We start from the raw sequence: 15,494 nt of genomic DNA, 5'->3' as shown, positions 1-15,494 counted from the left end.
ATCCTGCTGCCCCGCCCGGGGCGGCCGTAAAAAGGGGCGCCTCGGCGCCCCTTTGTCATTGGCCCGCCGGCCGGGTATCAGGCCAGCGATGCCAGCACGGCGTTGAAGGTGGCGCTCGGCCGCATGACCTGCTCCAGCTTGGCGTCGTCCGGCAGGTAGTAGCCGCCGATGTCGGCCGGCTTGCCCTGCACCGCCTTGAGTTCGGCCGAGATCTTGGCCTCGTTCGCCGCCAGGGCTTCGGCCACCGGCTTGAAGCGGGCGGCCAGCTCGGCGTCGTCGGTCTGCGCCGCCAGTTCCTGCGCCCAGTACAGGGTCAGGTAGAAGTGGCTGCCCCGGTTGTCCAGCTCGCCGGTCTTGGGGCTGGGGCCCTTGCCGTTGTCCAGCAGCTTGCCGGTCGCGGCGTCCAGGGTCTTGGCCAGCACCTTGGCCTTGGCGTTGTTGTTCTTGATGCCGAGGTCTTCGAGGCTGACGGCCAGTGCGAGGAACTCGCCCAGGGAATCCCAGCGCAGGTGGTTTTCCTCCACCAGCTGCTGCACGTGCTTCGGGGCGGAGCCGCCGGCGCCCGTCTCGTACATGCCGCCACCGGCCATCAGCGGCACGATCGACAGCATCTTGGCGCTGGTGCCCAGCTCCATGATGGGGAAGAGGTCGGTGAGGTAGTCGCGCAGGATGTTGCCGGTGGCGCTAATGGTGTCGAGGCCGCGGATGACGCGCTCCAGCGTGTAGCGCATGGCACGCACCTGGCTCATGATCTGGATGTCCAGGCCGGTCGTGTCGTGCTCATGCAGGTACATCTTGACCTTGCGGATGAGCTGCGCCTCGTGCGGGCGGTAGCTGTCCAGCCAGAAGACCACCGGCATGCCGGAGTTGCGGGCGCGGTTGACGGCCAGCTTGACCCAGTCGCGGATGGCGGCGTCCTTGCACTGGCACATGCGCCAGATGTCGCCCTGCTCGACGTCCTGGCTCAGCAGCACTTCGCCGGTTTCGAGGTCGGTGATGTTGGCGACGCCGTCCTCGGGAATCTCGAAGGTCTTGTCATGCGAGCCGTACTCCTCGGCCTGCTGGGCCATCAGGCCGACGTTGGGCACCGTGCCCATGGTGCGCGGGTCGAAGGCGCCGTGCCACTTGCAGAAATTGATCATCTCCTGGTAGATGCGGGCGAAGGTCGATTCGGGCATCACGGCCTTCACGTCCTTGAGCCGGCCGTCGGCGCCGTACATCTTGCCGCCGCTGCGGATCATGGCCGGCATCGACGCGTCCACGATGATGTCGTTGGGCGAGTGGAAGTTGGTGATGCCCTTGGCCGAGTCGACCATTGCCAGCTCGGGGCGGTGCTCGTGGCAGGCGTGGAGGTCGTGCTTGATCTCGTCCTGCTTGCTCTGCGGCAGGCTGGCGATCTTGGTGTAGAGATCGACCATGCCGTTGTTGACGTTGACGCCCAGCTCCTCGAACAGCTTGGCGTGCTTCTCGAAGGCCTCCTTGTAGAAGATCTTCACGCAGTGGCCGAACACGATGGGGTGGGACACCTTCATCATCGTGGCCTTGACGTGCAGCGAGAACATCACGCCGGTCTTGCGGGCGTCCTCGATCTCCTTTTCGTAGAAGGCGAGCAGCGCCTTCTTGCTCATGAACATGGAGTCGATGACCTCGCGGTCCAGCAGCGAGACCTTGGGCTTGAGGACGATGGTCTTGCCGCTCTTGGTGATCAGCTCCATCTTCACGTCGCGAGCACGGTCCAGCGTCATGGACTTTTCGCCGTGATAGAAGTCGCCGGCATGCATGTGCGAGACGTGCGAGCGAGAGGCCTGGCTCCATTCGTCCATGCGATGGGGGTTCTTGCGGGCGTATTCCTTCACCGCCTTGGGGGCGCGGCGGTCGGAGTTGCCTTCGCGCAGCACCGGGTTCACCGCCGAGCCGATGCACTTGTTGTAGCGGGCGCGGATGTCCTTCTCTTCGTCCGTCTTTGGCGCTTCGGGGAAGTCGGGGATCTTGTAGCCCTTGTCCTGCAGTTCCTTGATGGCCGCCTTGAGCTGTGCCACCGAGGCGCTGATGTTGGGCAGCTTGATGATGTTGGCTTCGGGCCGCAGCGTCAGCTTGCCGAGCGCGCCGAGGTTGTCGGGCACGCGCTGTGCTTCGGTCAGCAGTTCGGGAAACTGGCCCAGGATGCGGCTCGCCACCGAGATGTCGTTGGTGACGACATCGATGCCGGCGGATGCCGCGAAGCGCTGGACCACCGGCAGCAGCGAGGCGGTGGCCAGGCGGGGGGCTTCATCGGTCAGGGTGTAAACGATCTGGGTCTTGTCGGCGGTCATGAACGTGGTCCGGTGAAAGGGAGATCCGTGCGGCGCGCGGCAGCCTGGCCGTGGCGCGCAAGAGGCGAACTCTAGCAAGCCGGGTTTAGCGGTTGCTGACGATCCGGTCGTGTGCCGGCAAACAAAAGCCCCGTGGCCGGCAGGCTCACGGGGCGGTTGGCAGCCCGGTGCGTGGTGGCGTCAGGACGCCTGCGGCTGCTCCAGCTTGTGCGCCACCTCCATCGGCGTGATGTTCTGCGCCAATTGACCCTTGGGGCCTTGCACCAGGTCGAACTGCACCTGGCTGCCCTGCTTCAGCGTCCGAAAGCCTTCCATCTGGATCGCCGAGAAGTGGGCGAAGACATCATCGCCACCGGCTTCCGGCTCGATGAAACCAAAGCCCTTGGCATCGTTGAACCACTTGACTTTGCCCAGCGCCATCGTTTTGTCTCCATTCTTGTGGCACCTCCCGCGGAGGCGGACATAAATTCTCAGGACCCGTGAAAAAGCGTCAATTCGGGACCTTCCCGGCCGGGTTCACCCGGGGATGCTTGCAAATTGGGGCAATGCCGCCAACTGCCCCCGGTCGGCGGGGAAACCCCCCCGTCGATAGAATCCCAGGCATGTCCTCGTCCCCCGTTTTCTCGTCGCGAAACCACTCGCCGCCGCCCCCCACGCCGCCGCTCCAGCCGGGGCGCGACGAGGGCGACGGCGCGACCGTCGTGGAGCGCCAGCCCCAGAAAACCGAGCCTCCGCGGCTCTACCAGGTGCTGCTGCTCAACGACGATTTCACGCCGATGGAGTTTGTTGTCATGGTTCTACAGGAATTTTTCCGCCATGACCTCGATACGGCGACGCAGATCATGCTCAAAATCCACCACGAGGGTCGCGGGGTCTGCGGTGTCTATACCAAGGATGTCGCCGCGACCAAGGTGGAGCTGGTACTGGCCGTCTCCCGGCGCGCCGGCCACCCCCTGCAGTGCATTATGGAGGCCGCATGATTGCGCAAGAGCTTGAAGTCAGTCTGCACATGGCGTTCGTCGAAGCGCGTCAGCAGCGGCACGAATTCATCACCGTCGAGCACCTGCTGCTCGCCCTGCTCGACAACCCGAGCGCCGCGGAGGTGCTGCGCGCCTGCGCCGCCAACCTGGACGACCTGCGCAAGAGCCTGACGCAGTTCATCAAGGAAAACACGCCCATGGTGGGCGGCAGCGACGAGGTCGACACCCAGCCCACGCTGGGCTTCCAGCGCGTCATCCAGCGCGCCATCATGCACGTGCAGAGCACGGGCAGCGGCAAGAAGGAAGTCACCGGAGCGAACGTGCTGGTGGCCATCTTCGGCGAGAAGGACTCCCACGCCGTCTACTACCTGCACCAGCAGGGCGTGACGCGCCTGGACGTCGTCAACTTCATCGCCCACGGCATCAAGAAGACCGATCCCAGCGAGCCGCCCAAGGCCCCCGAGGGCCAGAACCAGGGCAGCCAGGAAGGCGAGCGCGAGGAAGGCGAGGGCGGCAACGCCAAGGCGTCGCCGCTGGAGCAGTTCACCCAGAACCTCAACCAGCTCGCCAAGGACGGCAAGATCGATCCGCTGATCGGCCGCGAGTTCGAGGTCGAGCGCGTCGTGCAGGTGCTGTGCCGCCGCCGCAAGAACAACCCCCTGCTCGTCGGCGAGGCCGGCGTCGGCAAGACGGCCATCGCCGAAGGCCTGGCCTGGCGCATCACCGAGGGCGAGGTGCCCGAGGTGCTGGCCGACAGCGTCGTGTACTCGCTCGACATGGGCGCCCTGCTGGCGGGCACCAAGTACCGGGGCGACTTCGAGCAACGGCTGAAGGCCGTGCTCAAGGCGCTGAAGGAGCAGCCGCACGCCATCCTGTTCATCGACGAGATCCACACCCTCATCGGGGCCGGTGCCGCCTCGGGCGGCACGCTGGACGCCAGCAACCTGCTCAAGCCCGCCCTGTCCAGCGGCGCCATGAAGTGCATCGGCGCCACCACCTTCAGCGAGTACCGCGGCATCTTCGAGAAGGATGCGGCCCTGAGCCGGCGCTTCCAGAAGGTCGACGTGGCCGAGCCGTCGGTGGAGCAGACCATCGAGATCCTCAAGGGCCTCAAGAGCCGCTTCGAGGAGCATCACTCGGTCAAGTACGCCCTCGGCGCGCTGCAGGCCGCGGCCGAGCTCTCGGCCAAGTACATCAACGACCGCCACCTGCCGGACAAGGCCATCGACGTCATCGACGAGGCCGGTGCCGCGCAGCGCATCCTGCCCAAGAGCAAGCAGAAGAAGACCATCACCCGCGCCGAGGTCGAGGACATCGTCGCCAAGATCGCGCGCATCCCGCCCGCCTCCGTCAACAGCGACGACCGCAGCAAGCTCAAGACCCTGGACCGTGACCTCAAGAGCGTCGTCTTCGGCCAGGACCCGGCCATCGACGCCCTGGCCGCTGCCATCAAGATGGCCCGTTCGGGCCTGGGTCGTCCGGACAAGCCCATCGGCTCCTTCCTGTTCAGCGGCCCCACCGGCGTCGGCAAGACCGAGGTGGCCAAGCAGCTCGCCTACATCCTGGGCATCGAGCTGATCCGCTTCGACATGTCGGAGTACATGGAGCGCCATGCGGTCAGCCGCCTCATCGGCGCGCCTCCGGGCTACGTCGGCTTCGACCAGGGCGGCCTGCTGACCGAGGCGGTCACCAAGAAGCCGCATGCCGTGCTGCTGCTCGACGAGATCGAGAAGGCCCACCCGGACGTCTTCAACGTGCTGCTGCAGGTCATGGACCACGGCACCCTGACCGACAACAACGGGCGCAAGGCCGACTTCCGCAACGTCATCATCATCATGACGACGAACGCGGGCGCCGAGATCATGAACAAGGCCACCATCGGCTTCACGACCCAGCGCCAGCAGGGCGACGAGATGGCCGACATCAAGCGGCTGTTCACGCCCGAGTTCCGCAACCGGCTGGACGCCATCGTGTCCTTCCGCCCGCTGGACGAGGAAATCATCCTGCGCGTGGTCGACAAGTTCCTGCTGCAGCTGGAGAGCCAGCTGCAGGAGAAGAAGGTCGAGGTCAGCTTCTCCGACGCGCTGCGCAAGCATCTCGCCAAGAAGGGCTTCGACCCGCTGATGGGCGCGCGGCCGATGCAGCGCCTCATCCAGGACACCATCCGCCGCGCGCTCGCCGACGAACTGCTGTTCGGCCGGCTGGTGGACGGCGGGCGCCTGGGCGTGGACGTCGACGACAAGGGCGAAACGGTGCTGGACATCCAGCCCAACGCCAAGCCTAGCAAGGACGGCAAGCCCAAGGCCGAACCCGCGACCGCCTGAGCAGGCGTGGTGCGCTGACGAAGGGACGCCTCGGCGTCCCTTCGTCGTTCAGGCCGCCGGGTCCTGCCTGAAGAAGCCGGCCAGAAGCTCGTACATCGCCGGCTCCTCGGCCCGCATCGCGGCCGGGGCCACGAAAAAGGCCTCGACGGCCACGGCGAAGAACTCCTCCACGGCCTCGGCGCCGTAGGGGTCGACGAGGGTGTCCTCGCCGGCGTCGACCCGCTCGCAGAACTTTTCCCACTCGGCGTCGATGACGGCGATCCAGCGCTCGCGTTCCTCCGTGCCGGGCAGCGGCGGCACGCCGTCGGCTTCGCCGTCGCGCATGTCGATGACGTGGGCGAACTCATGGATGACGACGTTGTAGACCTCGTCCTTGCCGAACTCGGCCGGGTCGTTGCTGACGGCGATGGCGTTCCAGGCCAGCATCAGCGGCCCGCCCTCCATGGCCTCGCCGGCCAGCTCCTCGTCGTACTCGTGGACGATGCCGTCTTCGTCCTCGATGCGCCGCTGGGCCACCACCTCGCCCTCGTGCATGACGATGCCGACGAAGCCGTCGTACCACGACAGGCCCAGGCGCAGCACCGGCAAGCAGGCCTGGGCGGCCACGGCCAGGGCCACCTCGTCGGTGACCTCGAAGCCGTCCACGCCGTGGAACTCCTTGGCCGCCAGGAAGAGGCTGCAAAGGCGCCGGAGCTCGGTGAGGTCAGCGCTGCTGCGCCGGGCCAGGAAGGGGTAGCGCAGCAGCGTCAGCTGCCAGAGCGGCTCCGGGATGGCGTGGCGCTCGACGGCACGCTGCTCGCGCCATTCCCGCAGGGCCTTGAGGATCACGGCGCGAGGCGCTGCAGGCCGGTGGCGGACAGGCGGACCACATCGCCGCGCGGCGGCGTTGCATCGAAATCCCAGTCCGACAGCACCACGCGCCGCATGCCTTCGCCGAGGTCGTGTTCCGCCGGTCGATGCGTGTGGCCATGGATGAGCGTCGCCGCACCGGCCTCGCGCAGCAAGGCGCGGCAGGCGGCGGCATCGAGGTCGGTGGCCAGCAGCTGGGCGGCCTGGGATGCCCGGCTCTGCGCACGCGCCTGCCTTCCGAAGGCCTGGCGCTCGGCCAGGGGCTTGGCGAGGAAATCGGCCTGCCAGGCCTGCGAGCGGCTGGTCGCCCGCCAGGCTTGGTAGGCCGTATCGTCCAGACATTGGGCGTCGCCGTGGGCCAGCAGCCAGCGCTGGCCGAAGGCGACGAGCAGAGTGGGGTCGGGCAGGGCCGTCATGCCGCAGGCGGCAAGCATGTCGGCGCCGACGAGGAAGTCGCGGTTGCCGGGCATGAAGTAGAGCGCCAGGCGCTGGCTGGCGGCTCGCAGCAGGTTCACGACGCCCTGCTCGAAGGCCTCATGGCGGGCGTCGTCGCCCACCCACACCTCGAAGATGTCGCCCAGCAGCAGGACGGCCTGTGCCGGCGTGCCGGCCAGGTGGGCCTCGAGCCGCGCGGCGGTGCCCGGCGTGTCAGGCCCCAGGTGCAGGTCGGACAGCAGATCCACCTGCCGCCAGTGCGCCGGGGCCGTCAGCGTGTGGATCAAACTTCGACGGCTTTCTCGATCACGACGGCCTCGACGGGCACGTCGTCGTGGAAGCCCGACCGGCTGGTCTTGACCTTCTCGATCTTGTCGACGACGTCCTGGCCTTCCACGACCTTGCCGAACACGGCATAGCCCCAGCCCGACGGCGACTCGGACTTGAAGTCCAGGAAGCCGTTGTCGGTCGTGTTGATGAAGAACTGGGCCGTGGCCGAATGCGGCGCATTCGTGCGGGCCATGGCCACGGTGTAGTGCGCGTTCTTCAGGCCGTTATTGGCCTCGTTCGGGATGGGGGCGTCGGTGGGCTTTTGCTTCATGCCCTGTTCGAAGCCGCCGCCCTGGATCATGAAGCCCTTGATGACGCGGTGGAAGACCGTGCCGTCGTAGTGGCCCTTGCGGACGTAGCTGAGGAAGTTGGCGGCGGACTCCGGCGCCTTCTCGGCGTCCAGCTCGATGACGATGTCGCCGTGGTTGGTGGTGAGTTTGACTTGGCTCATTTCTTGACGGGCTCGACGAGAGCCTTGGTGATGAAGATGGCTTTCACGGGCAGGTGCTGGTGGATGCCGTGCGGCGCCACCTCGACGGCGCGGATCTTGTCGACCACGTCCATGCCATCGACGACCTGGCCGAACACGGCATAGCCGCTGGCCCTGTCGTCGGGCTCGCCGTCGAGGCGGACGTTGTCGGCCACGTTGATGAAGAACTGCGAGGTGGCGGAATTCGGGTCGTTGGTGCGGGCCATGGCCACGCTGCCGCGGACGTTGGACAGCCCGTTGTGCGATTCCAGCGGAATGGGCGGTTTGGTTGGGCGCTGGGCCAGCTTGGCGTCGTAGCCGCCGGTCTGGATCATGAAGCCATCGATGACGCGGTGGAAGACCACGCCGTTGTAGTGCCCCGCCTTCACGTACTGCAGGAAGTTGGCCACCGTGCGGGGCGCCTTCTCGGCGTCGAGCTCGATGCGGATGTCGCCTTCGGTCGTCTGCAGCTTGACAGTCTGGGCGTTGGCGCTGCCCAGCGTGAGCAGGCCGGCGAGGAGGAGGGCGAGGGAACGGGTCATGGATTTGCGGGTCAGGGCGCTGCGCGCAGTTCGCGCGTCAGCGCCAGGGTACGGTTGATCTTGGTGGCCAGGGCGTCCGTCGGCGTGACGGCGGCTTTCTGGGCCCGTTCGTAGGCCCGCAGCGCCAGGCGCAGCAGCACGTCGCCGAGGTTTTCCTGGGCCTGGGCGTGCTCGGGCTGCAGCCGCAGGGCCTGCTCCAGGGCGGCCTTGGCCTCGTCGAGCTCGCCCGCGGCGGCATGCAGCACGGCGAGGTTGTTGTACGGGTCGGCCAGGTCGGGGAAGTCCTGCGTGAGGCGGGTGAAGATGGCCAGCGCCTTGGCGCGCTCGCCAAGCTCCATGCGCATGACGCCGAGGGCGAAGCGCAGTTGCAGGTCGTCGGGCGTGCGTGCGAGGGCCTGCTCGACCTGCTCGACCGCCTGGGCCTTCTGCCCGGCCAGCCAGAGGCGCTGGGCGCCGGCCAGGTCGTCGGCTCGGGCTGGCATCCCGGCGAGGGCGGCCAGCAGCGCAAGGATGGAAAGGGGAAGGCGCATGAGGGTTGAGGCGGGGGGGCGGCGCCGGGGGTGGCCGCTATACTGAATTCATTCTATGAGCCCCGCCTGGCCGGCCCCTGCGCGGGGCTTCTTGTTGGCGGGGCGCCTGGTGGCCGTTGCCCCTGTTTCCGTTTCACATGTCCCTGCGCGTCCACAACTCCCTCAGCCGCACCCTCGAAGACTTCCAGCCCATCGTTCCGGGCCAGGTGCGCATGTACGTCTGCGGCATCACGGTCTACGACCTGTGCCACATGGGGCATCTGCGCATGAACATGGCGTTTGACGTCATCTACCGCTGGCTGCGCGCCAGCGGCTATCAGGTGACCTATGTCCGCAACATCACGGACATCGACGACAAGATCATCAAGCGCGCCGTGGAGCGCGGCATCAGCATCCGACAGCTCACCGACGAGATGACGGCGGCGATGCACGAGGACTTCGCGGCCGTCGGGCTGCTGCGCCCCGACCACGAGCCGCGCGCGACCGAGTACGTGCCCCAGATGCTATCGCTGATCGGCCGGCTGGAGGAGCGCGGCCTGGCTTACCGGGCCGAGGGCGGCGACGTCAACTACGCGGTGCGCAAGTTCGAGGGCTACGGCAAGCTCAGCGGCAAGAGCCTCGACGACCTGCGCGCCGGCGAGCGCGTCGCCGTGGACGACGGCAAGCTCGACCCGCTGGACTTCGTGCTCTGGAAGGCCGCCAAGCCCGAGGAGCCGGCCGATGCCAAGTGGGCCGCGCCCTTCGGCGAGGGCCGGCCGGGCTGGCACATCGAGTGCTCGGCGATGAGCTGCGCCCTGCTCGGCGAGAGCTTCGACATCCACGGCGGCGGCACCGACCTGCAGTTTCCGCACCACGAGAACGAGATCGCCCAGAGCCAGGGCGCGGGCTATCCGTTCGCGCGCTACTGGCTGCACAACGGCTTCCTGAACGTCGATGGCGAGAAGATGTCCAAGAGCCTGGGCAACTTCTTCACCATCCGCGACGTGCTGCGCAAGTTCGACGGCGAGACGCTGCGCTTCTTCATGCTGCGCACCCATTACCGCCGCCCCTTCAACTTCAGCGACGCCCACCTCGAGGACGCCCGCACCGCGCTGACGCGGCTGTACACCGCCCTCGACGCCGTGCCGCCGGCCGACGTCGCCGTCGACTGGAACGAGCCCAGCGCCGCCGCCTTCAAGGCTGCCATGGACGAAGACTTCGGCACCCCCGGCGCCATCGCCGTGCTGTTCGACCTGGCCAACGAAGTCAACCGCGACCGGTCGCCGCAGCGGGCTGGCCTGCTCAAGGCGCTGGCCGGCGTGCTCGGCGTGCTGCAGCAGGCGCCGCGCGCCTTCCTGCAAGGCGGTTCCGGCGACGATGCCGCCTGGATCGAGGAGCGCATCGCGGCCCGTGCGGCGGCCAAGGCGGCCCGGGACTTCGCCGGTGCCGACGCCATCCGCGCCGAACTGGCGGCCAAGGGCATCACGCTGAAGGACGGCGCGGGCGGTACGACCTGGGTCAAGAGCTGATGGCGTCCAAGCCTCCCGTCGAGGCCGCCCCCGAGGTGGTCGTGCCGCCCTACTGGGACGAGGCGTGCAAGCACCTCGCCCGGCGCGATCGGGTGATGAAGAAACTCATCCCCCAGTTCGGCGAAGCCCGGCTGCAAAGCCGCGGCGATGCCTTCGCCACGCTGGCCCGATCCATCGTCGGACAGCAGATCTCGGTCAAGGCGGCGCAGTCGGTCTGGCATCGCTGGGTCGACCTGATGCCGAAGTTCCTGCCTGCCAGCGTGCTGGGCCTGAGCGTCGAGGCCCAGCGTGCCGCCGGGCTGTCGGCCCGCAAGGTCGAGTACCTGCGCGACCTGGCCGAGCATTTCGACGCCGGCCGCGTCCACGTGCGCCAATGGGCGCAGATGGACGACGAGGCCATCATCGAGGAACTGGTCGCCATCCGCGGCATCGGCCGCTGGACGGCCGAGATGTTCCTCATCTTCCACCTGATGCGCCCCAACGTCATGCCGCTGGACGACGTCGGCCTGCTCAAGGGCATCAGCCAGAACTACTTCTCCGGCGAGCCCGTGTCCCGCGCCGAGGCCCGCGAAGTCGGCGACGCCTGGGCCCCCTACCGATCGGTAGCGGTTTGGTACATTTGGCGGAGCCTGGATCCCCTACCGGTGGACTATTAGCCCACCCCCTGCCGGCTCTGCGCGGTGCGGTTGGTTTGTTTGAGTCAGGACGACTGATGAGCAAAAAGCATTTTCTGGAATTCGAGCAGCCCATCGCCGAGCTCGAGACCAAGATCGAAGAGCTGCGCTACGTGCAAAGCGAGTCGGCCGTCGACATCTCCGAAGAGATCGACCGCCTGTCCAAGAAAAGCCAGCAGCTGACCAAGGAGGTCTACTCCAACGTCGCGCCTTGGCAGGTCTACCAGGTCGCCCGCCACCCGCAGCGCCCGCAGACCCTGGACTACTGCGCCGAGGTGTTCACCGAGTTCCAGGAACTCCACGGCGACCGGCACTTCGCCGACGACGCCGCCATCGTCGGCGGCCTGGCGCGGTTCAACGGCCAGGCCTGCATGGTCATCGGCCACCAGCGCGGCGCCGACGCCAAGGAGCGCACGCTGCGCAACTTCGGCATGCCGCGCCCCGAGGGCTACCGCAAGGCCCTGCGCCTGATGAAGCTGGCCGAGAAGTTCGGCCTGCCCGTCTTCACCTTCATCGACACCATGGGCGCCTACCCCGGTATCGGTGCGGAGGAGCGCGGCCAGAGCGAGGCCATCGGCCGCAACATCCTCGAGATGGCGCAGCTCGAGGTGCCCATCGTCGCCACCGTCATCGGCGAAGGCGGCTCGGGCGGCGCCCTGGCCATCGGCGTCGCCGACCAGGTGCTCATGCTGCAGTTCTCGGCCTACTCCGTCATCTCGCCGGAAGGCTGCGCGTCCATCCTCTGGAAGAGCAGCGAGCGCGCCTCCGATGCGGCCGAAGCGCTGGGCATCACGGCGCACCGCCTCAAGGCGCTCGGCCTCATCGACAAGATCGTCAGCGAGCCCGTGGGCGGCGCGCATCGCGACCCCAAGCAGATGGCCTCCAACCTCAAGCGCGCGCTCTCCGACGCGCTGCGCCAGGTCAGCGACCTCAAGACCCGCGAGCTGCTGGACCGCCGCTACGAACGCCTGCAGGCCTATGGCCGCTTCGGCGACACCAAGAACCGGTGATGTCGTCACGGTCGCCTTCAGTGGCGGCCTCGATTCCACGGCCCTGCTGCACGCCGCGGTCCGCGCGGCAGCCGGTCGCCAACGCGTGGTTGCCCTGCATGTCCACCACGGCCTGCAACCGCAAGCCGACGACTGGGCCGCGCATTGCGAGCAGGTCGCGGCCTCGCTCGGCGCCGGCTTCGCCTGCACGCGCCTGAGCGGAGCCCCGCAGCGCGGCGACAGCGTCGAGGCTTGGGCCCGCGCCGGCCGGCATCGCGCCCTGCACGACATGACCGTCGCCGCCGGCGCCGACCTGCTGCTATTGGCCCACCACCGCCGCGACCAGGCCGAGACCTTCCTCCTGCAGGCGCTGCGCGGTGCCGGTCCGGCGGGCCTGGCCGGCATGCCCCGGCAGCAATGGCGAGATGGCGTCTGCTGGGCCCGACCCTGGCTGGACAGGCCACGCGAGGCTATCCAGGCCTATGCCGAGCAGCAGGGCCTGCGCTGGATCGAGGATCCGAGCAATGCCGACCCCCGCTTCGCCCGCAACCGCCTGCGCCAGACCTTCTGGCCGGCCTTTCCGGGTGGCGAGACGGGTCTCGCACAAGCGGCCCGCTGGGCCCGCGAGGCCCACGAGCTGGCTGCCGAAATCGCCCAGGTCGACCTCGCGGTGCTGGCGAGCCCCGAACGCCTGGACCTCGCCGCCCTGTCGCGGCTATCTCCCGCGCGGGCCAGCAACGCGCTGCGCGCCTGGCTGTCCACGCATACGACGCCGCCTGCCAGTCTGATCGAGCGTCTGCTCAGCGAATGGCATGCGGGCGCGACTGCTTCCTGGCCCGCCCCGGGCGGCATGTGCCATGCCTATCGCGACGGCCTGCATTGGTCCGCCGAGGTCGTGGCCACGCCGGCGGCGCGCCCCGTCGACCTCAGCGTGCCGGGCCTGCACCGCCAACCGGACTGGCAAGGCGCCTGGGTCGTCGAACCGGGGGCGCCGGGCATCGCTGCCGAGCGGCTCGCCCAGCTGACCCAGCAGGGCCGAGCCGGTGGCGAACAGTTCCAGTGGGCGCCCGGCTCGGTGCCGCGAAGCCTGAAGAAGGCCTGCCAGGCGGCCGGCCTGCCGCCCTGGCGCCGTGCCGGCCCGCTGCTTTTCGACGTGGACGGCCGGCTCCTTGCCGTGGCCGGGCTGGGCATGGATGCGCGCGCCTTCGCCCGGCAAGATGAGCCGCAGCTGTCCGTGCGCTGGCTTGACGACTCAGCCTTGCCGCAGAGCGAAGGCGAGGGCGGAGGTCCCGCATAAAATCGCGGGTTTGCGAGCATGCCGTCCCGGCGGCTCCCTCTTCAGCCTTCGCTCAAACACATGGCCCTGATCGTCCACAAGTACGGCGGCACCTCGATGGGGTCCACCGATCGCATCCGCAACGTCGCCAAGCGCGTCGCCAAATGGGTGCGCGCCGGCCACCAGATGGTGGTCGTGCCCTCGGCGATGAGTGGCGAGACCAACCGGCTGCTGGGCCTGGCCAAGGAACTCTCGCCGGCCAGCACCACGCCCGAGGTCATGCGCGAGCTGGACATGATCGCCGCCACCGGCGAGCAGGTGTCGGTCGGCCTGCTGGCCATCGCGCTGCAGGCCGAAGGCGTGCCTTCGGTCAGCTACACCGGCTGGCAGGTGCCCGTGGCCACCGACTCGTCCTACACCAAGGCCCGCATCGAGAGCATCGACGACAAGCGCGTGCGCGCCGACCTCGCCGAGGGCAAGGTCGTCGTCATCGCCGGCTTCCAGGGCATCGATGCCGACAACAACATCACCACCCTCGGCCGTGGCGGCTCCGACACCTCGGCCGTGGCCATCGCCGCCGCGATGAAGGCCGACGAGTGCCTGATCTACACCGACGTGGACGGCGTCTACACCACCGACCCGCGCATCGTCCCGGAAGCCCGCCGCCTGCACACCATCAGCTTCGAAGAGATGCTGGAGATGGCGTCCCTCGGCTCCAAGATCCTGCAGATCCGCTCGGTGGAGTTCGCCGGCAAGTACCGCGTGCCGCTGCGCGTGCTGTCCAGCTTCACGCCCTGGGACATCGACATCAACGAAGAGGCCAAGTCCGGCACCCTGATCAGTTTTGAAGAGGACGAAAAAATGGAACAAGCCGTCGTTTCGGGCATTGCCTTCAACCGCGACGAGGCCAAGGTGACGCTGCTCGGCGTGCCCGACAAGCCCGGCATCGCCTTCCAGATCCTCGGCCCCGTCGCCGAGGCCAACATCGACATCGACGTCATCATCCAGAACGTCTCGCAGGACGGCAAGACCGACTTCTCCTTCACCGTGCACCGCAACGACTATGCGCGCACGATGGACCTGCTGCAGAACACCGTCGGCCCGGCCACCAACGCCGCCCGGGTCGTCGGCGACCCCAAGATCTGCAAGGTCTCCATCGTTGGCATCGGCATGCGCTCGCATGTGGGCGTGGCCAGCAAGATGTTCCGGGCGCTGAGCGAAGAGGGCATCAACATCCAGATGATCTCCACCAGCGAGATCAAGACCAGCGTCGTCATCGACGAGAAGTACATGGAGCTGGCCGTCCGCGCCCTGCACAAGGCCTTCGACCTCGACCAGGAAGTGGCGCCCGCGGCGTGATTTCGATCTGAGGCCGCGCGCCTTGGTATAGAATGCGCGGCTGTGCTGGAGTCGTGACCGAGTGGCCGAAGGTGCTCCCCTGCTAAGGGAGTATGTGGGCAAAACCTGCATCGAGGGTTCGAATCCCTCCGACTCCGCCAAGCACTACCGAAACAGAAACACGGGCCCGAGAGGCCCGTTTTTCATGCCCCGTCGCAACCCGCGACGCGCCGCGCCCGCCTTGCTGCCGGCTTTCCGTGTCCTCGGGATTGAGCTGCATCAAGACCTTGCCGGACCGAAGTCCTAACCTTCGGCGCATGAGCAAGATCCTCGTCGTGACCTACTCCTTCACCGGTACGGGGGCACGCTTGACCGAGCTGTTATGCAGGTCGCGGGACTGGGCGTCTGCCCAGGTGGTGGAGAGGCGGCCGCGGCGTCGCTTCGTGACATGGCGCTGCGCGATCGAATCGTTCTTCAGGCTGCGCCCGGCCATCGTCTACGACGGGCCCGATCCCGCCGACTTCGACCTGGTGGTGCTGGTCGCACCGATCTGGCTGCAGCAGATGGCCAGCCCCATGCGCAGCTTCGTCGCCAGCTTTCGCGGCCGGCTGCGCCGCGTGGCCGTCATCTCCGTGATGGGCGGCAAGGGCGGACAGAACGCTCCGGCGGAAATCGGCACGCTGCTGGACCTGGCGCCGCTGATGAGCACGACCTTCACCATGCGCGAGGTCGACGATGGCAGCTACGCGCCGCGCCTGCTGGCCTTCGCCGTGGCCGTGCAGGCCAGCGTCGACGCGACCGGGCAATTGCGTCCCTTCCTGCTGTCGCCGGAGGCCGCGGGCTGAAGTCCGCGCGCATTGCCGTGACGGATTGACGCCCGTGCAGGGCCTGTCAAATCATCTACCGTTTTTATCAATTTATGATGGGCGCCATGGTGG

15 protein-coding genes and 1 tRNA gene are annotated in these 15,494 nt (G+C 67.7%); 9 read left to right on the top strand and 7 right to left on the bottom strand.

Features of this window, described 5'->3' with window-relative positions; genetic code table 11:
• Nucleotides 1-77: 77 nt before the first annotated feature.
• Both LXT12_RS06445 and LXT12_RS06440 read right to left on the bottom strand, forming a co-directional pair.
• On the bottom strand, nucleotides 78-2,312 hold the full coding sequence (locus tag LXT12_RS06445) for an NADP-dependent isocitrate dehydrogenase (protein ID WP_233390584.1): 2,235 nt from the start codon (nucleotides 2,310-2,312) through the stop codon (nucleotides 78-80).
• Between the two features lie 180 nt (nucleotides 2,313-2,492).
• On the bottom strand, nucleotides 2,493-2,732 hold the full coding sequence (locus LXT12_RS06440) for a cold shock domain-containing protein (protein ID WP_233390582.1): 240 nt from the start codon (nucleotides 2,730-2,732) through the stop codon (nucleotides 2,493-2,495).
• A gap of 182 nt (nucleotides 2,733-2,914) precedes the next feature.
• Between LXT12_RS06440 and clpS the strand changes: the two genes are divergently transcribed.
• Nucleotides 2,915-3,292 carry an ATP-dependent Clp protease adapter ClpS gene (gene clpS, locus LXT12_RS06435; RefSeq protein ID WP_233390580.1) on the top strand — a complete coding sequence of 126 codons (378 nt, stop codon included), beginning with the start codon at nucleotides 2,915-2,917 and terminating at the stop codon, nucleotides 3,290-3,292.
• Nucleotides 3,289-5,616, top strand: a complete 2,328-nt coding sequence (gene clpA, locus LXT12_RS06430; RefSeq protein WP_233390578.1) for an ATP-dependent Clp protease ATP-binding subunit ClpA — start codon at nucleotides 3,289-3,291, stop codon at nucleotides 5,614-5,616. The genes clpS and clpA overlap by 4 nt, the downstream gene beginning before the upstream one ends.
• A 48-nt stretch (nucleotides 5,617-5,664) precedes the next feature.
• Here clpA and LXT12_RS06425 read toward each other — a convergent pair whose 3' ends face one another.
• From LXT12_RS06425 to LXT12_RS06405, 5 genes are read right to left on the bottom strand one after another with little or no spacing between them, the layout of a single operon-like run.
• A complete protein-coding gene (locus LXT12_RS06425) occupies nucleotides 5,665-6,444 on the bottom strand; it encodes a M90 family metallopeptidase (RefSeq protein ID WP_233390576.1) in 780 nt (259 codons plus the stop codon).
• The gene (locus LXT12_RS06420; RefSeq protein ID WP_233390573.1) at nucleotides 6,441-7,187 is read right to left on the bottom strand and encodes a UDP-2,3-diacylglucosamine diphosphatase; all 747 of its coding nucleotides are present in this window, start codon (nucleotides 7,185-7,187) and stop codon (nucleotides 6,441-6,443) included. The genes LXT12_RS06425 and LXT12_RS06420 overlap by 4 nt, the downstream gene beginning before the upstream one ends.
• Nucleotides 7,184-7,681, bottom strand: a complete 498-nt coding sequence (locus LXT12_RS06415) for a peptidylprolyl isomerase (protein ID WP_233390572.1) — start codon at nucleotides 7,679-7,681, stop codon at nucleotides 7,184-7,186. Before LXT12_RS06415 ends, LXT12_RS06420 begins: the two co-directional genes overlap by 4 nt.
• A complete protein-coding gene (locus tag LXT12_RS06410) occupies nucleotides 7,678-8,241 on the bottom strand; it encodes a peptidylprolyl isomerase (protein ID WP_233390569.1) in 564 nt (187 codons plus the stop codon). Before LXT12_RS06410 ends, LXT12_RS06415 begins: the two co-directional genes overlap by 4 nt.
• A gap of 11 nt (nucleotides 8,242-8,252) precedes the next feature.
• Entirely contained in the window at nucleotides 8,253-8,771 is a 519-nt protein-coding gene (locus LXT12_RS06405; protein WP_233390567.1) for a tetratricopeptide repeat protein, read from the bottom strand.
• A gap of 137 nt (nucleotides 8,772-8,908) precedes the next feature.
• Here LXT12_RS06405 and cysS point away from each other — a divergent pair, with 137 nt between their 5' ends.
• The 7 genes from cysS to LXT12_RS06370 all read left to right on the top strand — a co-directional run bounded on the left by cysS (nucleotide 8,909) and on the right by LXT12_RS06370 (nucleotide 15,401).
• The gene (cysS, locus tag LXT12_RS06400; RefSeq protein WP_233390565.1) at nucleotides 8,909-10,279 is read left to right on the top strand and encodes a cysteine--tRNA ligase; all 1,371 of its coding nucleotides are present in this window, start codon (nucleotides 8,909-8,911) and stop codon (nucleotides 10,277-10,279) included.
• Nucleotides 10,279-10,935, top strand: a complete 657-nt coding sequence (locus LXT12_RS06395; RefSeq protein WP_233390562.1) for a DNA-3-methyladenine glycosylase family protein — start codon at nucleotides 10,279-10,281, stop codon at nucleotides 10,933-10,935. Before cysS ends, LXT12_RS06395 begins: the two co-directional genes overlap by 1 nt.
• A 56-nt stretch (nucleotides 10,936-10,991) precedes the next feature.
• Entirely contained in the window at nucleotides 10,992-11,963 is a 972-nt protein-coding gene (locus LXT12_RS06390) for an acetyl-CoA carboxylase carboxyltransferase subunit alpha (RefSeq protein WP_233390560.1), read from the top strand.
• Nucleotides 11,932-13,239, top strand: coding sequence for a tRNA lysidine(34) synthetase TilS (gene tilS, locus LXT12_RS06385; RefSeq protein WP_233390558.1), 1,308 nt, complete (start codon nucleotides 11,932-11,934; stop codon nucleotides 13,237-13,239). The genes LXT12_RS06390 and tilS overlap by 32 nt, the downstream gene beginning before the upstream one ends.
• 60 nt (nucleotides 13,240-13,299) lie before the next feature.
• A complete protein-coding gene (locus tag LXT12_RS06380) occupies nucleotides 13,300-14,577 on the top strand; it encodes an aspartate kinase (RefSeq protein ID WP_233390556.1) in 1,278 nt (425 codons plus the stop codon).
• A 47-nt stretch (nucleotides 14,578-14,624) separates the two neighbouring features.
• Nucleotides 14,625-14,717: transfer RNA gene (locus LXT12_RS06375), tRNA-Ser, on the top strand.
• Between the two features lie 156 nt (nucleotides 14,718-14,873).
• Nucleotides 14,874-15,401: an NADPH-dependent FMN reductase family protein gene (locus tag LXT12_RS06370; protein WP_233390554.1), complete on the top strand. Its 528-nt coding sequence runs from the start codon at nucleotides 14,874-14,876 to the stop codon at nucleotides 15,399-15,401.
• The last annotated feature ends 93 nt before the right edge of the window (nucleotides 15,402-15,494 follow it).

This window comes from Pelomonas caseinilytica (assembly GCF_021353235.1).
Lineage (GTDB): Bacteria > Pseudomonadota > Gammaproteobacteria > Burkholderiales > Burkholderiaceae_C > Pelomonas > Pelomonas caseinilytica.
The sequence above is the reverse complement of the archived record's forward strand: the minus strand, read 5'-3'. Positions and strand labels throughout refer to the sequence as shown.